At 35.7% G+C, this 16,529-nt stretch carries 17 protein-coding genes and 2 riboswitches; of the genes, 9 read left to right on the forward strand and 8 right to left on the reverse strand.

Annotated elements, in window-relative coordinates; all coding sequences use genetic code 11:
* Positions 1-50: 50 nt before the first annotated feature.
* Positions 51-191: riboswitch (SAM riboswitch) on the reverse strand.
* Positions 192-262: 71 nt separating this feature from the next.
* A complete protein-coding gene (locus tag DN408_RS09310; protein WP_002131202.1) occupies positions 263-1,126 on the reverse strand; it encodes a carbon-nitrogen family hydrolase in 864 nt (287 codons plus the stop codon).
* Positions 1,127-1,140: 14 nt separating this feature from the next.
* Here DN408_RS09310 and DN408_RS09315 point away from each other — a divergent pair, with 14 nt between their 5' ends.
* From DN408_RS09315 to DN408_RS09340, 6 genes are all read left to right on the forward strand, one after another.
* Complete coding sequence (locus tag DN408_RS09315) at positions 1,141-2,331, forward strand: pyridoxal phosphate-dependent aminotransferase (RefSeq protein WP_078213434.1); 1,191 nt, start codon at positions 1,141-1,143, stop codon at positions 2,329-2,331.
* Positions 2,332-2,383: 52 nt separating this feature from the next.
* Positions 2,384-2,489: riboswitch (SAM riboswitch) on the forward strand.
* Between the two features lie 64 nt (positions 2,490-2,553).
* Complete coding sequence (gene mtnW / locus DN408_RS09320) at positions 2,554-3,798, forward strand: 2,3-diketo-5-methylthiopentyl-1-phosphate enolase (protein ID WP_144512833.1); 1,245 nt, start codon at positions 2,554-2,556, stop codon at positions 3,796-3,798.
* Entirely contained in the window at positions 3,795-4,454 is a 660-nt protein-coding gene (locus DN408_RS09325; protein WP_147740073.1) for a 2-hydroxy-3-keto-5-methylthiopentenyl-1-phosphate phosphatase, read from the forward strand. Before mtnW ends, DN408_RS09325 begins: the two co-directional genes overlap by 4 nt.
* On the forward strand, positions 4,451-5,089 hold the full coding sequence (locus tag DN408_RS09330) for a methylthioribulose 1-phosphate dehydratase (RefSeq protein ID WP_002128926.1): 639 nt from the start codon (positions 4,451-4,453) through the stop codon (positions 5,087-5,089). The genes DN408_RS09325 and DN408_RS09330 overlap by 4 nt, the downstream gene beginning before the upstream one ends.
* Complete coding sequence (locus DN408_RS09335) at positions 5,067-5,579, forward strand: cupin domain-containing protein (RefSeq protein ID WP_050000342.1); 513 nt, start codon at positions 5,067-5,069, stop codon at positions 5,577-5,579. Before DN408_RS09330 ends, DN408_RS09335 begins: the two co-directional genes overlap by 23 nt.
* Positions 5,580-5,898: 319 nt before the next feature.
* Entirely contained in the window at positions 5,899-6,174 is a 276-nt protein-coding gene (locus tag DN408_RS09340; RefSeq protein ID WP_002014891.1) for a hypothetical protein, read from the forward strand.
* A gap of 111 nt (positions 6,175-6,285) precedes the next feature.
* On the opposite strand, the gene DN408_RS09345 is transcribed toward DN408_RS09340, so the two are convergent.
* The 4 genes from DN408_RS09345 to DN408_RS09360 form a co-directional block, all read right to left on the reverse strand.
* Complete coding sequence (locus tag DN408_RS09345) at positions 6,286-6,618, reverse strand: DUF3909 family protein (RefSeq protein ID WP_002014892.1); 333 nt, start codon at positions 6,616-6,618, stop codon at positions 6,286-6,288.
* Positions 6,619-6,623: 5 nt separating this feature from the next.
* Positions 6,624-7,502, reverse strand: a complete 879-nt coding sequence (locus DN408_RS09350; RefSeq protein ID WP_002128930.1) for an NAD(P)-dependent oxidoreductase — start codon at positions 7,500-7,502, stop codon at positions 6,624-6,626.
* A 4-nt stretch (positions 7,503-7,506) separates the two neighbouring features.
* Positions 7,507-8,637 carry a serine hydrolase domain-containing protein gene (locus tag DN408_RS09355; protein WP_050000341.1) on the reverse strand — a complete coding sequence of 377 codons (1,131 nt, stop codon included), beginning with the start codon at positions 8,635-8,637 and terminating at the stop codon, positions 7,507-7,509.
* Positions 8,638-8,785: 148 nt separating this feature from the next.
* The gene (locus DN408_RS09360; protein ID WP_141506898.1) at positions 8,786-10,078 is read right to left on the reverse strand and encodes a sensor domain-containing diguanylate cyclase; all 1,293 of its coding nucleotides are present in this window, start codon (positions 10,076-10,078) and stop codon (positions 8,786-8,788) included.
* A 310-nt stretch (positions 10,079-10,388) separates the two neighbouring features.
* Between DN408_RS09360 and DN408_RS09365 the strand changes: the two genes are divergently transcribed.
* The 3 genes from DN408_RS09365 (at position 10,389) to DN408_RS09375 (ending at position 12,025) form a co-directional block, all read left to right on the forward strand.
* Entirely contained in the window at positions 10,389-11,006 is a 618-nt protein-coding gene (locus DN408_RS09365; protein ID WP_002033918.1) for a nitroreductase family protein, read from the forward strand.
* A gap of 234 nt (positions 11,007-11,240) precedes the next feature.
* Positions 11,241-11,459 carry a hypothetical protein gene (locus DN408_RS09370; protein ID WP_002088422.1) on the forward strand — a complete coding sequence of 73 codons (219 nt, stop codon included), beginning with the start codon at positions 11,241-11,243 and terminating at the stop codon, positions 11,457-11,459.
* A 197-nt stretch (positions 11,460-11,656) separates the two neighbouring features.
* On the forward strand, positions 11,657-12,025 hold the full coding sequence (locus DN408_RS09375; protein ID WP_050000339.1) for a DUF3915 family protein: 369 nt from the start codon (positions 11,657-11,659) through the stop codon (positions 12,023-12,025).
* Positions 12,026-12,111: 86 nt separating this feature from the next.
* Here DN408_RS09375 and ptsP read toward each other — a convergent pair whose 3' ends face one another.
* From ptsP to ptsG, 3 genes are all read right to left on the reverse strand, one after another.
* On the reverse strand, positions 12,112-13,824 hold the full coding sequence (ptsP, locus tag DN408_RS09380; RefSeq protein ID WP_078177783.1) for a phosphoenolpyruvate--protein phosphotransferase: 1,713 nt from the start codon (positions 13,822-13,824) through the stop codon (positions 12,112-12,114).
* A complete protein-coding gene (gene ptsH / locus DN408_RS09385; protein ID WP_002033915.1) occupies positions 13,824-14,087 on the reverse strand; it encodes a phosphocarrier protein HPr in 264 nt (87 codons plus the stop codon). Before ptsH ends, ptsP begins: the two co-directional genes overlap by 1 nt.
* A 135-nt stretch (positions 14,088-14,222) precedes the next feature.
* Entirely contained in the window at positions 14,223-16,286 is a 2,064-nt protein-coding gene (gene ptsG / locus DN408_RS09390; protein WP_078177782.1) for a PTS glucose transporter subunit IIABC, read from the reverse strand.
* Between the last annotated feature and the right edge of the window lie 243 nt (positions 16,287-16,529).

Consider the following 16,529-nt stretch of genomic DNA (forward strand, 5'->3'; position numbering starts at 1 on the left):
TAGAAAAACCTCTTTCCACAAAGAAAGAGGTTTGAAGTTTATCTTCTCCCCTCTTATCTGCCAGAAAGTTTACTTTCTGCTGGAATTAGCACCGTGCCTTTTGGCGTCATAAACGCCCCATTTCACAATGGTATTACGGTCGGTTGCTGGGCTTCATCGGGCCAAATCCCTCCACCTGCTCTTGATAAGAGTTTTATAATTTTTAGAATTTTTAACTTTATGATGAAGACTATACCAAGAATAAAAATCACTTGTCAACATTTTATTTGTATAATTCTGGACGACGATCTGCAAAAACTGGAATTCCTTTACGTACCTCTTTAATTTTCTCGAATTTAAGTTCTCCAAATAAAATTGATTCCTCTTCATTTGCCTCTACCACAACTTCACCCCAAGGATCCACAATTAGAGAATGACCTGCAAACTCATTATTCGGATCCTTTCCTGCTCTATTGCACGCAACAACATAACACTGATTTTCAACTGCTCTCGCCTGTAAAAGCAAACGCCAATGTGCTAAACGTACTAATGGCCATTCTGCTACAACAAATAAAACTTTTGCACCTTTAGCAGTATGAACGCGCATCCACTCTGGAAAACGAATATCATAACAAATTGTACCAGCACACTCTACATCATCTAACTTAAATTCGCCTGTCTCATTACCAGCAACTAAATATTTATGTTCATCCATCAGCTGAAATAAATGTACTTTACTATATTCATTGACTAGATTCCCTTCATTGTTTACAACATACATTGTATTTGTAACCCCTTGCTCTGTTTGCTTTGCTATGGAACCACCAACAATATGTACACCATATTGCTTCGACCATTCTTTCAACTTTTCTTTCGTTTCTAATCCATCCGTATCTGCAATTTCAGAAAGTCTCGTTAAATCATATCCTGTTGTCCATAGTTCTGGTAAGACGATAACATCTGGTCTTTCTTTCATCGCTTCACTTATTTTTTTTTTAGCGTTCTCAATATTTTTTTCTACATCTCCAAAGACAATATCCATTTGAATACATGCGACTTTCATTTTTTCAGCCCCATTCTCATTTTTTTCTTTACAAAATACTGGAAAGATTATATCATTTGTCACTAGAATTGTAACAACTTTCAAAAGAGGTGGAAAGTATGAAATTATTTCAACCTTCTGAGATAGTAACATCATTGCCAACACAATTTTTCGCTTCACTTGTTGCAAAAGTTAACAAAGTCGTTGCAGCTGGTCACGATGTTATTAATCTAGGTCAAGGTAATCCAGATCAACCAACACCGCAGCATATCGTTAAAGCTTTACAAGATGCTGCTGAAAAGACCATTCATCATAAATATCCGCCATTTCGCGGACACGAAAGCTTAAAAGAAGCCGTGGCAACATTCTATCAACGTGAATATGATGTAGTAGTAAATCCAAAAACTGAAGTTGCTATTTTGTTTGGCGGAAAGGCTGGATTAGTAGAATTACCAGTTTGTTTTACAAACCCTGGTGATACTATTCTCGTTCCAGATCCAGGCTATCCAGATTATTTATCAGGAGTTGCTTTAGCAAAAGCACAATTTGAAACAATGCCGCTTATTGCAGAAAATAATTTTTTACCGGATTATACAAAAATTGATGACTCTGTTGCGGAGCGAGCAAAGTTAATGTTTTTAAACTATCCAAATAACCCTACCGGCGCTACTGCATCAAAAGATTTTTTTGATGCAACCATTCATTTTGCTAATAAACATAATATATTAGTTGTTCACGATTTTGCTTACGGTGCTATCGGATTCGATGGTCAAAAGCCTGTTAGTTTCTTGCAAGCAGACGGCGCTAAAGATACAGGTATTGAGATTTACACTTTATCGAAAACTTTCAATATGGCTGGATGGCGTATTGCTTTTGCAGTAGGAAATGAAAGTGTCATCGAAACTATTAACCTATTGCAAGATCATATGTATGTTAGTATTTTTGGTGCAGTTCAAGATGCTGCCCGCGAAGCACTATTAGGCTCGCAGTCTTGTGTGGTAGATCTTGTTAATAGTTATGAATCTCGGAGAAATGCTCTTATTTCAGCTTGTCACTCAATTGGTTGGAAAGTAAACATTCCAACAGGATCATTCTTTGCATGGCTTCCTGTTCCAAGAGGATATACATCTGAGCAATTTTCTGACATTTTACTAGAAAAAGCACACGTTGCAGTTGCTCCTGGTGTTGGATTTGGTGAGCACGGCGAAGGGTATGTCCGTGTTGGTCTCTTGCATACAGAAGATAGATTACGAGAAGCAATTAATCGAATTGATAAATTAAATTTTTTCAAAAAGTCATTGACAACATAAAAAATATCTGACAAAATTCAGTTATCTTAAAAATTTAAACATTTCTAAATACTTCTTATCAAGAGCAGGTGGAGGGACGAGCCCGACGAAACCCGGCAACCGATCTACAATTGTAGACACGGTGCTAATTCTCGCAGCGTTACGCTGACAGATAAGGAGCTGGTTGTAAAAAAACCTCTCCTTAGCTGAGAGGTTTTTTTATTTAACTAGGAGGGTATAACAATGAGCGGAATTATAGCGACATATTTAATCCACGATGATTCTCACAACTTAGAAAAGAAAGCAGAACAAATTGCAATCGGTTTAACAATTGGTTCATGGACTCATTTACCACACTTATTACAAGAGCAATTAAAACAACATAAAGGCAAAGTCATTCATATTGAAGCGTTAGACGAACAAGAACATATTAACTCTTACCTTGGCAAAAAAGTATCACGTGGACTCATTAAAATTCATTATCCATCGCTGAACTTTAGCCCTGACTTACCAGCCATTTTGACAACAACATTTGGAAAACTTTCGTTAGATGGAGAAATTAAACTAATTGATTTAACATTCTCAGACGAATTAAAGAAACAGTTCCCTGGACCAAAATTTGGAATTGAAGGCATCCGAAACCTTTTACAAGTTCAAGATCGACCTCTTCTAATGAGTATTTTCAAAGGGATGATAGGACGGAATATTGGATATTTAAAAACTCAACTACGCGATCAGGCAATTGGAGGCGTAGATATTGTAAAAGATGATGAAATTTTATTCGAAAACTCATTAACACCACTTATAAAAAGAATTGAATCTGGGAAAGAAGTTTTACAATCTGTATACGAAACTTACGGGCATAAAACTTTATACGCAGTAAATTTAACAGGTCGAACTTATGATTTAAAAGAAAACGCGAAACGTGCGGTGGTAGCTGGAGCAGACATTCTTTTATTTAATGTATTTTCTTATGGATTAGATGTACTGCAAGCACTTGTAGAAGACGATGAAATTCCAATTCCTATTATGGCACACCCTGCTGTAAGTGGCGCATATTCATCATCGAAACTATACGGTTTCTCTTCTCCATTACTACTTGGAAAATTACTACGTTACGCTGGTGCTGATTTCTCTTTATTCCCATCACCATACGGCAACGTTGCATTAGAAAAAGAGGAAGCTCTTCTCATTACAGAAGCATTAACTGAGGAAGACCACTATTTCAAGAAAAGTTTTTCTGTTCCATCTGCTGGAATTCATCCTGGTTTCGTTCCCTTTATTTTACGAGATTTTGGTAAGGATGTTGTTATTAATGCCGGCGGCGGGATTCATGGGCATCCAAATGGAGCTCAAGGTGGTGGCAAAGCTTTCCGTGCTGCAATTGAAGCTACTTTACAAGGTAAACCACTCCATGAAGTGGATGAAATAAATTTGCATAGCGCACTACAAATATGGGGAAATCCTTCTCATGAGGTGAAATTATGAGTATTCAAGTATTTTGTGATTTCGATGGTACGATTACAAATAACGATAATATCATGTCCATTATGGAAAAATTCGCACCACCAGAAGCAGAGGAAATAAAGCAAAAAATTTTATCGCAAGAACTTTCTATTCAAGAAGGTGTTTCTCAATTATTTCGATTAATACCTATTAATCTACACGATGATATTATTCAGTTTTTACAAGAAACTGCTGAAATCCGTACAGGTTTTCATGAATTCATACAATTCATTAATGAAAATAACATTTCCTTTTACGTTATATCAGGTGGAATGGATTTCTTCGTCTATCCACTCTTACAAGAAATAATCCCTAAAGAACAAATTTATTGTAATGCAACTGACTTTTCAGGAGAATTTATTGAAGTGAAATGGCCGCACCCTTGTGACGAGCAATGTCAGCATAGTTGTGGTCTCTGTAAATCATCATTAATTCGTAAACTAAGCTCTAAAGATGATTTTCATATTGTGATTGGAGATTCTATTACTGATTTACAAGCAACAAAACAAGCAGATAAAGTATTCGCCCGTGACTTCCTTATTACAAAGTGTGAAGAAAATCGTATTGCTTATACACCGTTTGAAACATTTCACGATGTTCTAGCTGAACTAAAACATTTGTTGGAGGTGAAATTATGAAACAACTTTTTCGTCAATGGTATGACTTAAGTGAAATTAAAAAAGAATTAACAACTCGGAATTGGTTTCCAGCAACGAGTGGAAATATTTCTATAAAAGTCAGTCATGATCCCCTTACTTTTCTTATTACAGCAAGTGGCAAAGATAAAACCAAAACCACTCCAGATGATTTTTTATTAGTAAATCATCAAGGAGTTCCCGTTTTAGAAACTGAGTTACGCCCTTCGGCAGAAACAATATTGCATACACATATTTATAACAATACGAACGCCGGGTGCGTACTTCATGTTCATACAACTGATAACAATGTCATCACAAATTTGTATAGTGATGCAGTCACCCTTCAAAATCAAGAGATTATTAAAGCTCTTGATATTTGGGAAGAAGGTGCAACGATTAACATTCCTATTATCGAAAATGATGCTCATATCCCGACGCTTGGAGAGAAATTCCGAAAGCATATACAAGGAGATTCAGGAGCAGTATTAATTCGAAACCATGGCATTACCGTATGGGGCCGTGATAGCTTTGATGCAAAAAAAAGATTAGAAGCTTATGAGTTTTTATTCCAATTTCATATAAAATTATTATCAATTCAAGGAGGCGTTTCTAATGGCGCAAATTCGTATTCATGAGGAAAATACTCGTATTGAAAATGAAGTAGCAGTATCAAACTTTCTACAAGGAGAAGATGTTTTATATGAGAAATGGAATATTTCTAAACTTCCTACTCATTTAAAAGAAAATTACTCCTTAACAGATGAAAACAAAGCTGAAATATTAACGTTGTTTTCAAAAGAAATTGCTGATGTTTCAGAGCGCAGAGGTTATAAAGCATATGATGTGATTTCACTTTCAAATAGCACACCTAACCTTGACGAGTTATTAATTAATTTCCAAAAAGAACACCATCATACTGACGATGAAGTTCGCTTTATTGTCAGCGGTCATGGCATCTTCGCTATTGAAGGAAAAGATGGTCGATTCTTTGACGTTGAACTCGAGCCTGGTGATCTTATATCTGTGACTGAAAATGCAAGACACTATTTCACCTTACAAGATGATCGCCAAGTTGTAGCTATTCGTATTTTTGTTACAACAGAAGGTTGGGTTCCAATTTATTAAGGTAGCTAGTTGAATAAAAGAACTTGGAACCCCTTTTCCAACCTTTTATTCACTCTACATATATACATCCTCCTATGGACCAGGCTTATTTCATAACATTGAAGTAAGCCTGATTTTTTATTTACTAAAATGATTTTTCCCTTTCGTTTGTTTAAATCAAATATCTCGAATCACAATTCCACTTTATCAAGTATATTTCGGAATTTTTTTTGAACATTTATTGAACTTTTTTTGAAATTTTTCTGAAAATTCTGTTTTACGTATGATATACTACAACTAATAAGAAGGAAAAGAATATTGCAAACAGAGGGGGATAATCATGAGTTTACTTATCGCACTTATACTAGGAGTTACATGCGGAGCTATTCCTGTCATTTTAGGAGCTATTATGGAAGAATTAGAAGTTGGTGTTTTAGGTTTTGTTGCATCATGTGTAAGCGCTTTATTTTTTGGTTTATATGGTGCTATTCCTGTTTCTATTCTGTGCGCATTTTATATACTACGCCATGCTCGCGCGAAACAGCTCGGCCCTAATCACATTGCCCAAGTTATTCCATTCCCAATTGAACGATGCCGCCGCGCTTCCAGCCTATAAAGTGAAACTTTAATCAGTGGGAGTTTTACTGCCCACAAATAGCGGGATAAATTATCCAACTTAAATATTATGCCTGCCTAAATAAATAAAAAGTCCTCAAATGAGGACTTTTTATTTATTTTCTTCTAGAAATTGAAACAATTCTTGCAAATGAAGTGCATCTTCACTGTAGCTAACGGATACATGACATGTCCCTTCAATCTCAGCATGCATATAAAGGACAATTCCATCTCGATCATATTTCAATGCCAAATAAAACTCCATTTCCTCTAACATCTTTTTCGAGCTTCGGATAACATAATGCCCTTTCTCATCTCTTCCATATTCAAAATCTGGTCCAAAATCGTATTTTTGTTTAAAAGCTTCTTTTTGCTTATCATTAATCTGTACACAAGTTGCTCGCTGCACAGCATCAATCATCTCGTCAAACTTTTGGAGATCCATTCCATTTACCCCCTTATATACTTTTTGTATAATACTTGTGTTCCGCTATTCTCTTTTCCATCTGCGATTAGCTCTTCATACAATTCCTTCGCTAGGGTTAAACCCGGTACTGGTAATTGTAATTTTTCAGCTTCATCTAAAGCAATCTTCATATCTTTCATAAAATGCTTTACATAAAAGCCAGGTTCAAAATCTCCTTTTAACATTCGAGGAGCTAAATTACTTAATGACCAGCTACCTGCTGCTCCTGTCGAAATACTCTCTAATACTTTATCTGCATTAAGTCCAGCCTTTTTCGCATATGCTACCGCTTCACATACTCCTATCATGTTAGAAGCAATTGCTATTTGATTGCACATTTTTGTATGTTGTCCACTCCCAGCAGGGCCTTGCAACTGAATATTTGTTCCTAGTTTTTCAAATAGAGGTAAGCAAATATCATATATTCTGTTCTCTCCACCGACCATAATTGCTAGTCTTGCTTCTTTAGCCCCAATGTCCCCGCCAGATACTGGTGCATCTAATGTATATATATTCTTGCTTTTCGCAACTTCATTAATACGTTTTGCCAATGTTGGTGTAGATGTTGTAAAGTCAATTGCTATCGTACCTTCATTTGCATGTTCTAAAATTCCATCAATCCCAAAGTACACTTCTTCTACATCATGAGGATAACCAACCATCGTCATAACAACATCAACTTGCTTTACTAACGCTTTCGGTGTATCACACCAAGTCGCACCCTCTTGCACTAAAGAAGCTGCCTTCGCTTTCGTTCTATTATATACATATACTTTATGACCGCCTTGCATTAAATGATGTACCATACTTTTTCCCATTACACCAATACCAATGAAACCTATTGATAAATTTTTATTTTCCATCTTCTCATCCCCTTTGTTCTAATAAATCATTTACCATCTTTCGGAACTCTTTATTAAAATCATCATCCATACTATTTTTCACATTTGAAAATAAAATAACAAAAGTTCCTTTTTCTTTATTAAAATTATTGAAAGTGTTCCAACCAGATAGTACACCATGGTTATGGAAATAATCTGGATATATGTAAAAACTAAATGCATATTTTCTTTCTTGTGAAGGTGTAAACATCGCTTGTATACTTTGTTCAGAAAGAAGCTTTCCATTTATAATCGCTTCATCTAATTTTTTCATATCCCCTACTGTCGTATACATCTCACCCGATCCATATAACCAGTCCATTCCTAATTTTTGTGCTAGTACAAGCTCTTGATCTTTCTTCACATACCCCTTCGTGAAGTTTTTATCTCCAGGCACCATATTTCCCATACCTGATTCATGCATCTCGGCCTTTGTAAATATATTTTCTTTTACATAGTCTCCTAAAGGCTTTTTCGTTATATTTTCTATAATATAAGCGAGCACCATATAATTATAATCCGTATACTTCCAACCTGTTCCTGGTGGAAACTCTAATTTTTGACTTCCAATCCAAGTTACTAAATTTATACGTGAAGCTACATTAACCTTCCCTTCCCCATTTTCCGGTAAACCAGATGTATGCGTTAATAAGTGATATAACGTGATGTGTTTATCTGCTGGAAATGAAGGAATGTATTTATTTACATTATCTTGGATATTTAACTTCCCTTGTTCTTGTAACTGTAGAATGGATGTAGCAACAACTGTTTTCGTAATAGAACCGATACGATATTTTGTTTGAGGCGTATTTTCTATTTTATTTTGAACATCAGCATATCCATATCCTTTATTCAATATAACATGCTCTTTATCTGTCACCAAAACTGTCCCATTAAATTGCTTTCCTACTAAATACTGATTTAACTTTTGAGATATACTAGCATAATCAATTTTTTGTACTTCTTCTATATTATCCTGTACCTCTGACTCAATAGCAGGAGTTACCTTTGTTGTTAATACTGCTTGTTCCTTTGAATCGGGACTATAGAGAAAATAGTATACTCCGCCGCAAACTACAGCAGACAGTGAAGCCATAACCATTATTTTTTTTATCATATTGTTCCTCCGTAATTACTTCATGTGAACTACCCACCACTTAGTCTCTCTTGCGAGCTTACTTGAAGTGGGGGCTTCTCGGTTAAAATGGCCCCCATATTCTATTATCAAGTAATAAAAAAAAATCGCAACAATTTGTTGCGAAAAATCACATTTTTTCTTTTCTATATATACATACTTGATTTTTCCCATTTTTTTTCGCTTCATATAACGCAATATCCGCTCTTTGCATTAACTCTTCTCTTGTAATCCCTTGCTCATATAACGCAACTCCAAAACTCGCTGTTAATTTCGAAATTCCAGAGAAATGCTTTGTTTCAATGAAAAATCGCAATGATTCCGCAACTTGAAACGCTTCTTTTTCTACCGTATTTGTCACTAATATTATAAATTCCTCTCCTCCCCATCTTGCAAATACATGTTGATCTTCAACTTTAGATTTCATAAGATCTGCAAGTTGTACTAATGCTAAATCGCCAAAATCATGACCATATGTGTCATTTACTGATTTAAAATTATCTATATCAAACAAAATAAGTGCAACTTTTTCATCATTACGTAATACATTCTCCCACTCTGTCTCCAATATTTGTTGGAATTTCAAGCGATTATATATTTCTGTCAATGAATCTATCATAGCCAATCTTTCTTGCTCTTGATAGATTTCATCTAATTCTGTAATCTCTGTGCATTTTACTATAAATCGCGATAAGTCTTCTGGTAATGGTGTCGCACGTAATAGAAAAGTAAATGCTTCTCCTTCATAATTATACATTTTAATTCTTCTTCCATTTGATAAAGTATCATCCAGCCATGTTATATCGTGAGTCGTCGAATAATATCCGTTCTCTCTAATAAGATGTTCTGCAAACACTAAATGTTTTTCACGATACGTAAATAAATTATCATGTCCGAAGAATTGTAAAAAATTCGTGTTACAATCAACAATCTCATCATCTTCTACTATAAATAATAAATCATTTTGAAAATCAAACATCGTTTGAAGTAATTCTTGCTGTAAACCTACTTGCCGCACTAAAGAAAGTTGATATAAACTCTTATTCACTTCCTCTAGTACCACTTGTGGGGTTACTGGTGCTATAACAATATTACGTATTCCTAACAGTAGTAAATCTGCAAACTGATTATCTATCTGTTGATCCCAAATGATAATGAATGTACTCCGTGAATCATATATATTCTTTATATATTTTATTTGAGCAAAATCTGTTACATACATAATTACAATATGTGGTCTAGTTCTATGAAACAATATTTCTCCTTCTTCAAAACTATTTGCTATAAACATACATTTTGGATGGACGTTTTCTATCGTTTGTTGATGTGTACATCCATCTTCTATATAAAGGACATTCAACTGAAGATCTTGTAATACATTTTGGAAAACAGTATTCTCTAATAAAAAATGTAGTATGTTCATCACTAGTCTTCACTCACTTCATATATCTTGTTCTACTGAATTCCTCACAATCATTTTATAAAGAATTATGAGGAACTCATATTAACAAGCTAATTGAGAATGTTATCTTCGCTTATCTGCTCTGGAAATTCCTTTTTTAGTGTATGATTATATGAATTGTATCGTTTGTATGAATGCCCTGCCTTACTATTTAAAACTTGACAATTAAAATAAAGGTATTATATTCTTAAATTCAATAACTTACAAAATGTAAGTAGAGTATATTACATTTATTTTATATTAAGTTGATATGTAATTTGGAGGATATATAATGACAAACAATGACTTTTTTAACGTTTTATATGAACGCACATCTACACGTGCATTCAACCCTGAAAAAGAAATTTCATCTACAGAGTTACATGAAATTTTAAAAGCAGCTGCGCAAGCACCTTCTGCTTGGAACTTGCAACACTGGAAATTCCTTGTTTTCCAAGGCGAAGATGTACAAAAACGATTACACCCAATTGCCTATAACCAACAACAAATTCTTGATGCTTCTGCCGTAGTCGCTATTTTAGGTGATTTAGAGGCATATAAAAATGTTGAACCTGTTTACGGTCCAATTGTAGAACAAGGATTTATGAAAGCAGACGCAAAAGAGCGCTTAGCTAAAAATATTGAATCTGCATATACTCGTGAGCAATACCCACGAGATGCTGCCTTTTCAAATGCTGCTTTAGCAGCAATGCAACTTATGCTTGCTGCTAAAGCAACTGGCTGGGATACTTGCGCAATTGGTGGTTTCAACCCACAAGCACTAATGGAAGAATTTAATGTTTCATCTCGTTACGTACCAATTATGCTTATTACAATTGGTGAATCCACTTTAAAAGGTCACCCTGCACCGCGCATGAGCGTAGAACAAGTAAGTGAATGGGCGAAATAATAAAAACGAAGGTAATTTCATTACCTTCGTTTTTTTATATTCTGTCACACATCCGTAATATTACAATGTATTATTCGACATCTACACATAGAGAAATTGTAATTTTTACGCTATCACTATAAACAAATATGGCGTTTTGTGTCGAAATTTGTTAAAGCATTGAAATATAACCGTGTATTTTTGTTACAATTGTGATACAATGATAACAAATAGATAACAAGAGAGGGATTTTCATTGAGTTCATACGGAAGCTTTATCGCACTTTTAAGTTACATAGTAACTGTACTACTGCTATATTTTATTGGCGATGCTGCAAACATATCAGTGTTACAATTCCCAAAAGAAGAAGCGTTACAATTAGAAGCAGAAAAACACACTGCACGATCCATTGCACCACTACTCCTAGCTCTTCCTGTATATATCATCGTTTTATATAAAAGCAAAAAAGTGTAAAGGCTACCTAATTTATTTCATTGAGGTGGTCTTTACATTTTTTTGTGATATTTCCCCTATTTTAAACATCATTCCATACTAAATACCCATCTAGTCATTTAAAATGAGAAAATCCCCTAGAAAAATTTTCATTATCTGTCCAGTCACCGACTACCGAACTTACATAGATTATAAGTGTGAAGGGGGTGATGAGGATTATGTTTGGATCATTTGGATGCTGTGATAACTTTAGAGACTGTCATCATCGTGAAAGAGAGTGTGACCATCGCGAACATCGCGAGAAAGAGAGAGAAGAAGTTAGACCACAACGAGCTGCTGTATGTAACGTACTTGCACATCTTTCTATAGGCACTGAGATTTCGCTTCTTAAACTAAAAGGAAATGGAACATTCCGCAATTTAGTTTTTGAGGGGTTCTGTAACGGTATTGCTCTATTCTCTGCATTAAGAAGAGATGACGACAAAGACAACAACAAAGATGATAAGAATGGAAACAATCGTAATGACGATAGATTTGAAGGGATTTTACGTGTTTGCCCAGAAGATGTTATCGCAATTGCTCTTTAAGATAAGTTTAAACAATAAAATCACCTAAGGTATATGTAGCAAAAAAACCTGAGATCGATTTCGAATCGACTCAGGTTTTTTTACTATTATATGCTTTTAACTAATTCAACAACTTCTTCAGCAGTTGACATCATTAATGCTTTTTCTGCTAATGTTTCCATTTCTGCTTTTGACAACTTGCTTAGTTGTGTTCTTGCAGGAAGAATAGATGTTGCACTCATACTGAACTCATCTAAACCTAAGCCTAATAATAATGGGATAGCAAGTGAATCTCCCGCCATCTCACCACACATACCAGCCCATTTGCCCTCTTTATGAGCAGCATCGATAACCATTTTTACAAGACGTAAAATAGATGGGTTATATGGTTGGTATAAGTAAGCTACTTGTTCGTTCATACGGTCTGCAGCCATTGTGTATTGGATTAAGTCATTTGTTCCGATAGAGAAGAAATCAACTTCTTTTGCGAACTGATCTGCTAATACTGCTGAAGCTGGAATTTCAACCATCATACCAACTTCAATAGAATCAGAAACAGTTGTACCCGCTTCTACAAGTTTTGCTTTCTCTTCTAATAAGATTGCTTTCGCTTGACGGAACTCATCAAGAGTTGCAATCATTGGGAACATAATTTTTAAGTTACCGTATACGCTAGCACGAAGTAATGCACGAAGTTGTGTACGGAACACATCTTGCTCATCAAGACATAAGCGAATTGCACGGTATCCTAAGAATGGGTTCATTTCTTTTGGTAAATGTAAGTATGGAAGCTCTTTATCTCCACCGATGTCAAGTGTACGAACAACGACTGGTTGATCTTCTTTTACACCTTCAAGAACTGCTTTATACGCTTCGAACTGCTCTTCTTCTGTTGGAAGATTGTCACGGCCCATGTATAAGAATTCTGTACGGTATAAACCAACGCCTTCTCCGCCATTATCGATAATACCTTGTACATCATTTGGTGTTCCGATATTAGCAACAAGCTCAACGTGATGTCCATCACTTGTTACAGTTGCTTGGTCTTTTAATTTTGCCCATACAGCTTTTTGCTCTTCAAATTTCGCTTTCTTTTCTTCAAAAGAACGAAGAGTTTCTTCAGATGGGTTTACAATTACTTCTCCATCTAAACCGTCAATGATTACGATATCGCCGTTTTGGATTTTCTCCATAACAACCTTCGTACCAACAACAGCCGGAATTTCCATAGAACGAGCCATAATTGCAGAGTGAGATGTACGTCCACCGATATCAGTTGTGAAACCTTTTGCATACTTACGGTTTAACTGAGCTGTATCAGATGGTGTTAAATCTTCAGCAATGATGATTACTTCTTCAGAAATTGTACCAGGGTTTGAGAAGTTAATTCCTAGTAAATGCGCAAGAACACGTTTTGTTACGTCGCGAATATCCGCAGCACGTTCTTTCATGTATTCGTTATCCATGTTTTCAAACATAGAAATAAACATTGATGCAACTTCATCCATTGCAAATTCAGCATTTACTTTTTCGCTATTTACTTTATCTTTTACTGGATTTACTAATTCCGGATCATTTAATACTAATAAATGTGCTTCAAAGATAGCAGCTTTATCAGCACCTAGCTCAGCAAAAGCGTGGTCCTTAATAGCTTCTAGTTCAGATTTTGCTTTCTCAAGCGCAGCGTCTAAGCGTGCAATTTCAGCAGCTTCGTTTGTAATTGATTTCTTTTCAATGTTAAATTCAGGATTCTCAAGTCTGAAAGCCTTTGCAATAGCAATCCCACTTGATGCAGCGATCCCTTGAATGTTAAGAGTCATTATTCTCCTAATCCTTCGTTTTTCATAGTTTCTTCGATAGCTGCTAGTGCTTGAGCTGCATCATCACCATTTGCAGTGACCTTAATTTCCGCGCCTTGTTGAATTCCTAAAGACATAACACCCATGATTGATTTTAAGTTAACGTTTTTTCCGTTATACTCTAAGTTGATGTCAGAACCAAATTTGCTTGCAGTGTTTACAAGTAGAGTTGCTGGACGAGCATGAATTCCTGAGTCGCTAGTTACTTTAAAGATTTTTTCCATGATAATTTATCTCCTTCAAATACAGTATTTTTTTAGTTGTATAGACGTGAGTACTACATCATCTATTGTATATAATAGGCGATGTTCGGTCAACCACATCGCCTATTATAATTATAAACATTTTGCGTCAAATTCCTACTGAATGTCAATAATAGCGTTTTCGCCCTTCTTAACATTTCCATCTTTTTTCAATTCGACTTGTTGCCCTTGTTGTAAATTCGTAAAGACGATTGGTGTAATAATAGATGGTGCATTTTCTTTTACAAATGCAAGATCTACTTTTAATAATGGTTGTCCTTGCTTCACTTTATCACCTTGTGCTACAAGCGCTTCAAAGCCTTCACCATTTAATTTTACAGTATCAATACCGAAGTGGATTAAAATTTCTTTTCCGCCTTCAGACTGAATACCAATCGCATGTTTTGTAGGGAATACATTTACAATCTCACCATTAACCGGAGAAACTACTGTTCCTTCTGTTGGCTCAATCGCAAATCCATCTCCCATCATTTTCCCTGAGAATACTTGGTCAGGTACTTCTGTAATCGGTAAGATTTTCCCTTCAATTGGTGAAACGATTGTTTCATTTTCATCAACCTGTTGAGGAGCTTCTTCCACTTTTACAGGCGCTTCTTTTTCAACATGAGGTGTACGACCTGACATAATATCATGAATTTGTGATTTTAATGTGTCAGATTTCGGTCCGAAAATAGCTTGAATGTTATTTCCAACTTCAAGTACACCGGCTGCTCCAAGCTCTTTTAAGCGGTCTTTATTTACATCTTTTTGTTCGTTAACTTGAACGCGTAAACGAGTAATACAAGCATCTAACGAAGCAATATTTTCTTTACCACCAAGTGCTACTAATACTTCACGTGGAAGTTCTCCTGCTTCTGTTTTCCCTGCGCCTTCATTAGCATTCGCTACTTCACGACCAGGTGTTTTTAAGTTCCATTTACGGATTGCGAAACGGAATCCGAAGTAGTAAATAACTGCTAGTACAAGACCAACAATAATTACCCACCACCATGCCGTACGACCTGGTAGTACACCGAATAATATGAAGTCAATTAAACCACCAGAGAATGTCATACCAATTTTAACACCTAAAATTTGCATTGTCATAAATGATAGACCAGCGAATACTGCATGAATTCCGAATAATACTGGTGCTACGAATAAGAATGAAAATTCAAGCGGTTCTGTAATACCTGTTAAGAAAGATGTTAATGCAGCAGATCCTAAAATACCAGCTGCTAATTTTTTATTTTCCGGACGTGCTTCATGGTACATTGCTAAAGCTGCTGCTGGAAGACCGAACATCATGAACGGATACTTACCAGTTGTAAATGTACCTGCTGTCAATTCTACGCCGTCTTTTAACTGTGCCATAAAGATTTTTTGGTCACCACGGATTAATTCGCCAGCTGCATTTGTATACTGACCGAATTCGAACCAGAACGGTGAATAGAAAATATGATGTAATCCAAATGGAATTAATGAACGTTCGATTAAACCGAATATAAATGCTGCTATCGTTCTATTTGCATCAATCATTTGATGTGAGAACGTATTTAAGCCACCCTGAATGTATGGCCAAATGAAGCACATGATAATACCTACCACTAAAGAGAATGTTGCAGTTGCGATTGGTACGAAACGCTTACCTGCAAAGAAACCTAAGTATGATGGTAATTCAATGTTGAAGTATTTATTATAACAATATGCCGCTACTATCCCGACGATAATACCACCAAACACTCCTGTTTGCAGCGTTGGAATTCCTAATACGTTTGCATATGCTGGATCTGAAAATCCAATTTTCACTGGATCTGTTCCAGTGCTTGTTACTTTCACTAGTTTATCTACTTCTAAGAACACACTCATCGTTTTGTTCATAATTAAGTATCCGACGAACGCTGCTAAACCAGCTACTCCGTCTCCACCAGCTAAACCGATCGCTACCCCAACTGCGAATAATAGCGCAAGGTTAGCGAAAATAATATCGCCAGATTGTTCCATAATTTTTGCAACCATTACGAACCAATCTGCTTTTAAAGCAGGGATAACATTTGTTAGTTGTGGATTTTGAAATGCATTACCAAATCCAAGTAAAATACCTGCTGCCGGTAAAATCGCTACTGGAAGCATAAGCGCTTTTCCGACTTTTTGAAGAACACCAAAGATCTTCTTAAACATGGAAACCCTTCCTCTCTTATCTATATTGATACTTTTCGACAAACGCCAAAAAGGCATGAGGAAAAAAAAGATAGAACGATAGCTATACAAAGGGTAGTATGTCCCTTTCTTTAGCTTACATTCCCAACTTTTCTCCACTCATGCCTGATCGAATCAGTAACACGTGTCAAAAATAGGATTACGTATAAGTTCACTATAATTAAAGCAAACGTTTTCGTTATTTACCTTAATGTGTTTGTCGAA

The organism is Bacillus sp. AR13-1 (assembly GCF_008042285.1).
GTDB classification, from domain to species: Bacteria; Bacillota; Bacilli; order Bacillales; family Bacillaceae_G; genus Bacillus_A; species Bacillus_A mycoides.

Coding starts and splice junctions, on each gene's coding strand:
- DN408_RS09365 (WP_002033918.1), top strand. CDS start 10,389: ATGACAAACAATGACTTTTTTAACGTTTTATATGAACGCACATCTACA.
- DN408_RS09335 (WP_050000342.1), top strand. CDS start 5,067: ATGGCGCAAATTCGTATTCATGAGGAAAATACTCGTATTGAAAATGAA.
- ptsG (WP_078177782.1), bottom strand. CDS start 16,286: ATGTTTAAGAAGATCTTTGGTGTTCTTCAAAAAGTCGGAAAAGCGCTT.
- DN408_RS09340 (WP_002014891.1), top strand. CDS start 5,899: ATGAGTTTACTTATCGCACTTATACTAGGAGTTACATGCGGAGCTATT.
- DN408_RS09355 (WP_050000341.1), bottom strand. CDS start 8,637: ATGATAAAAAAAATAATGGTTATGGCTTCACTGTCTGCTGTAGTTTGC.
- DN408_RS09325 (WP_147740073.1), top strand. CDS start 3,795: ATGAGTATTCAAGTATTTTGTGATTTCGATGGTACGATTACAAATAAC.
- DN408_RS09345 (WP_002014892.1), bottom strand. CDS start 6,618: ATGGATCTCCAAAAGTTTGACGAGATGATTGATGCTGTGCAGCGAGCA.
- DN408_RS09360 (WP_141506898.1), bottom strand. CDS start 10,078: ATGAACATACTACATTTTTTATTAGAGAATACTGTTTTCCAAAATGTA.
- ptsP (WP_078177783.1), bottom strand. CDS start 13,824: ATGACTCTTAACATTCAAGGGATCGCTGCATCAAGTGGGATTGCTATT.
- DN408_RS09350 (WP_002128930.1), bottom strand. CDS start 7,502: ATGGAAAATAAAAATTTATCAATAGGTTTCATTGGTATTGGTGTAATG.
- ptsH (WP_002033915.1), bottom strand. CDS start 14,087: ATGGAAAAAATCTTTAAAGTAACTAGCGACTCAGGAATTCATGCTCGT.
- DN408_RS09375 (WP_050000339.1), top strand. CDS start 11,657: ATGTTTGGATCATTTGGATGCTGTGATAACTTTAGAGACTGTCATCAT.
- DN408_RS09330 (WP_002128926.1), top strand. CDS start 4,451: ATGAAACAACTTTTTCGTCAATGGTATGACTTAAGTGAAATTAAAAAA.
- mtnW (WP_144512833.1), top strand. CDS start 2,554: ATGAGCGGAATTATAGCGACATATTTAATCCACGATGATTCTCACAAC.
- DN408_RS09315 (WP_078213434.1), top strand. CDS start 1,141: ATGAAATTATTTCAACCTTCTGAGATAGTAACATCATTGCCAACACAA.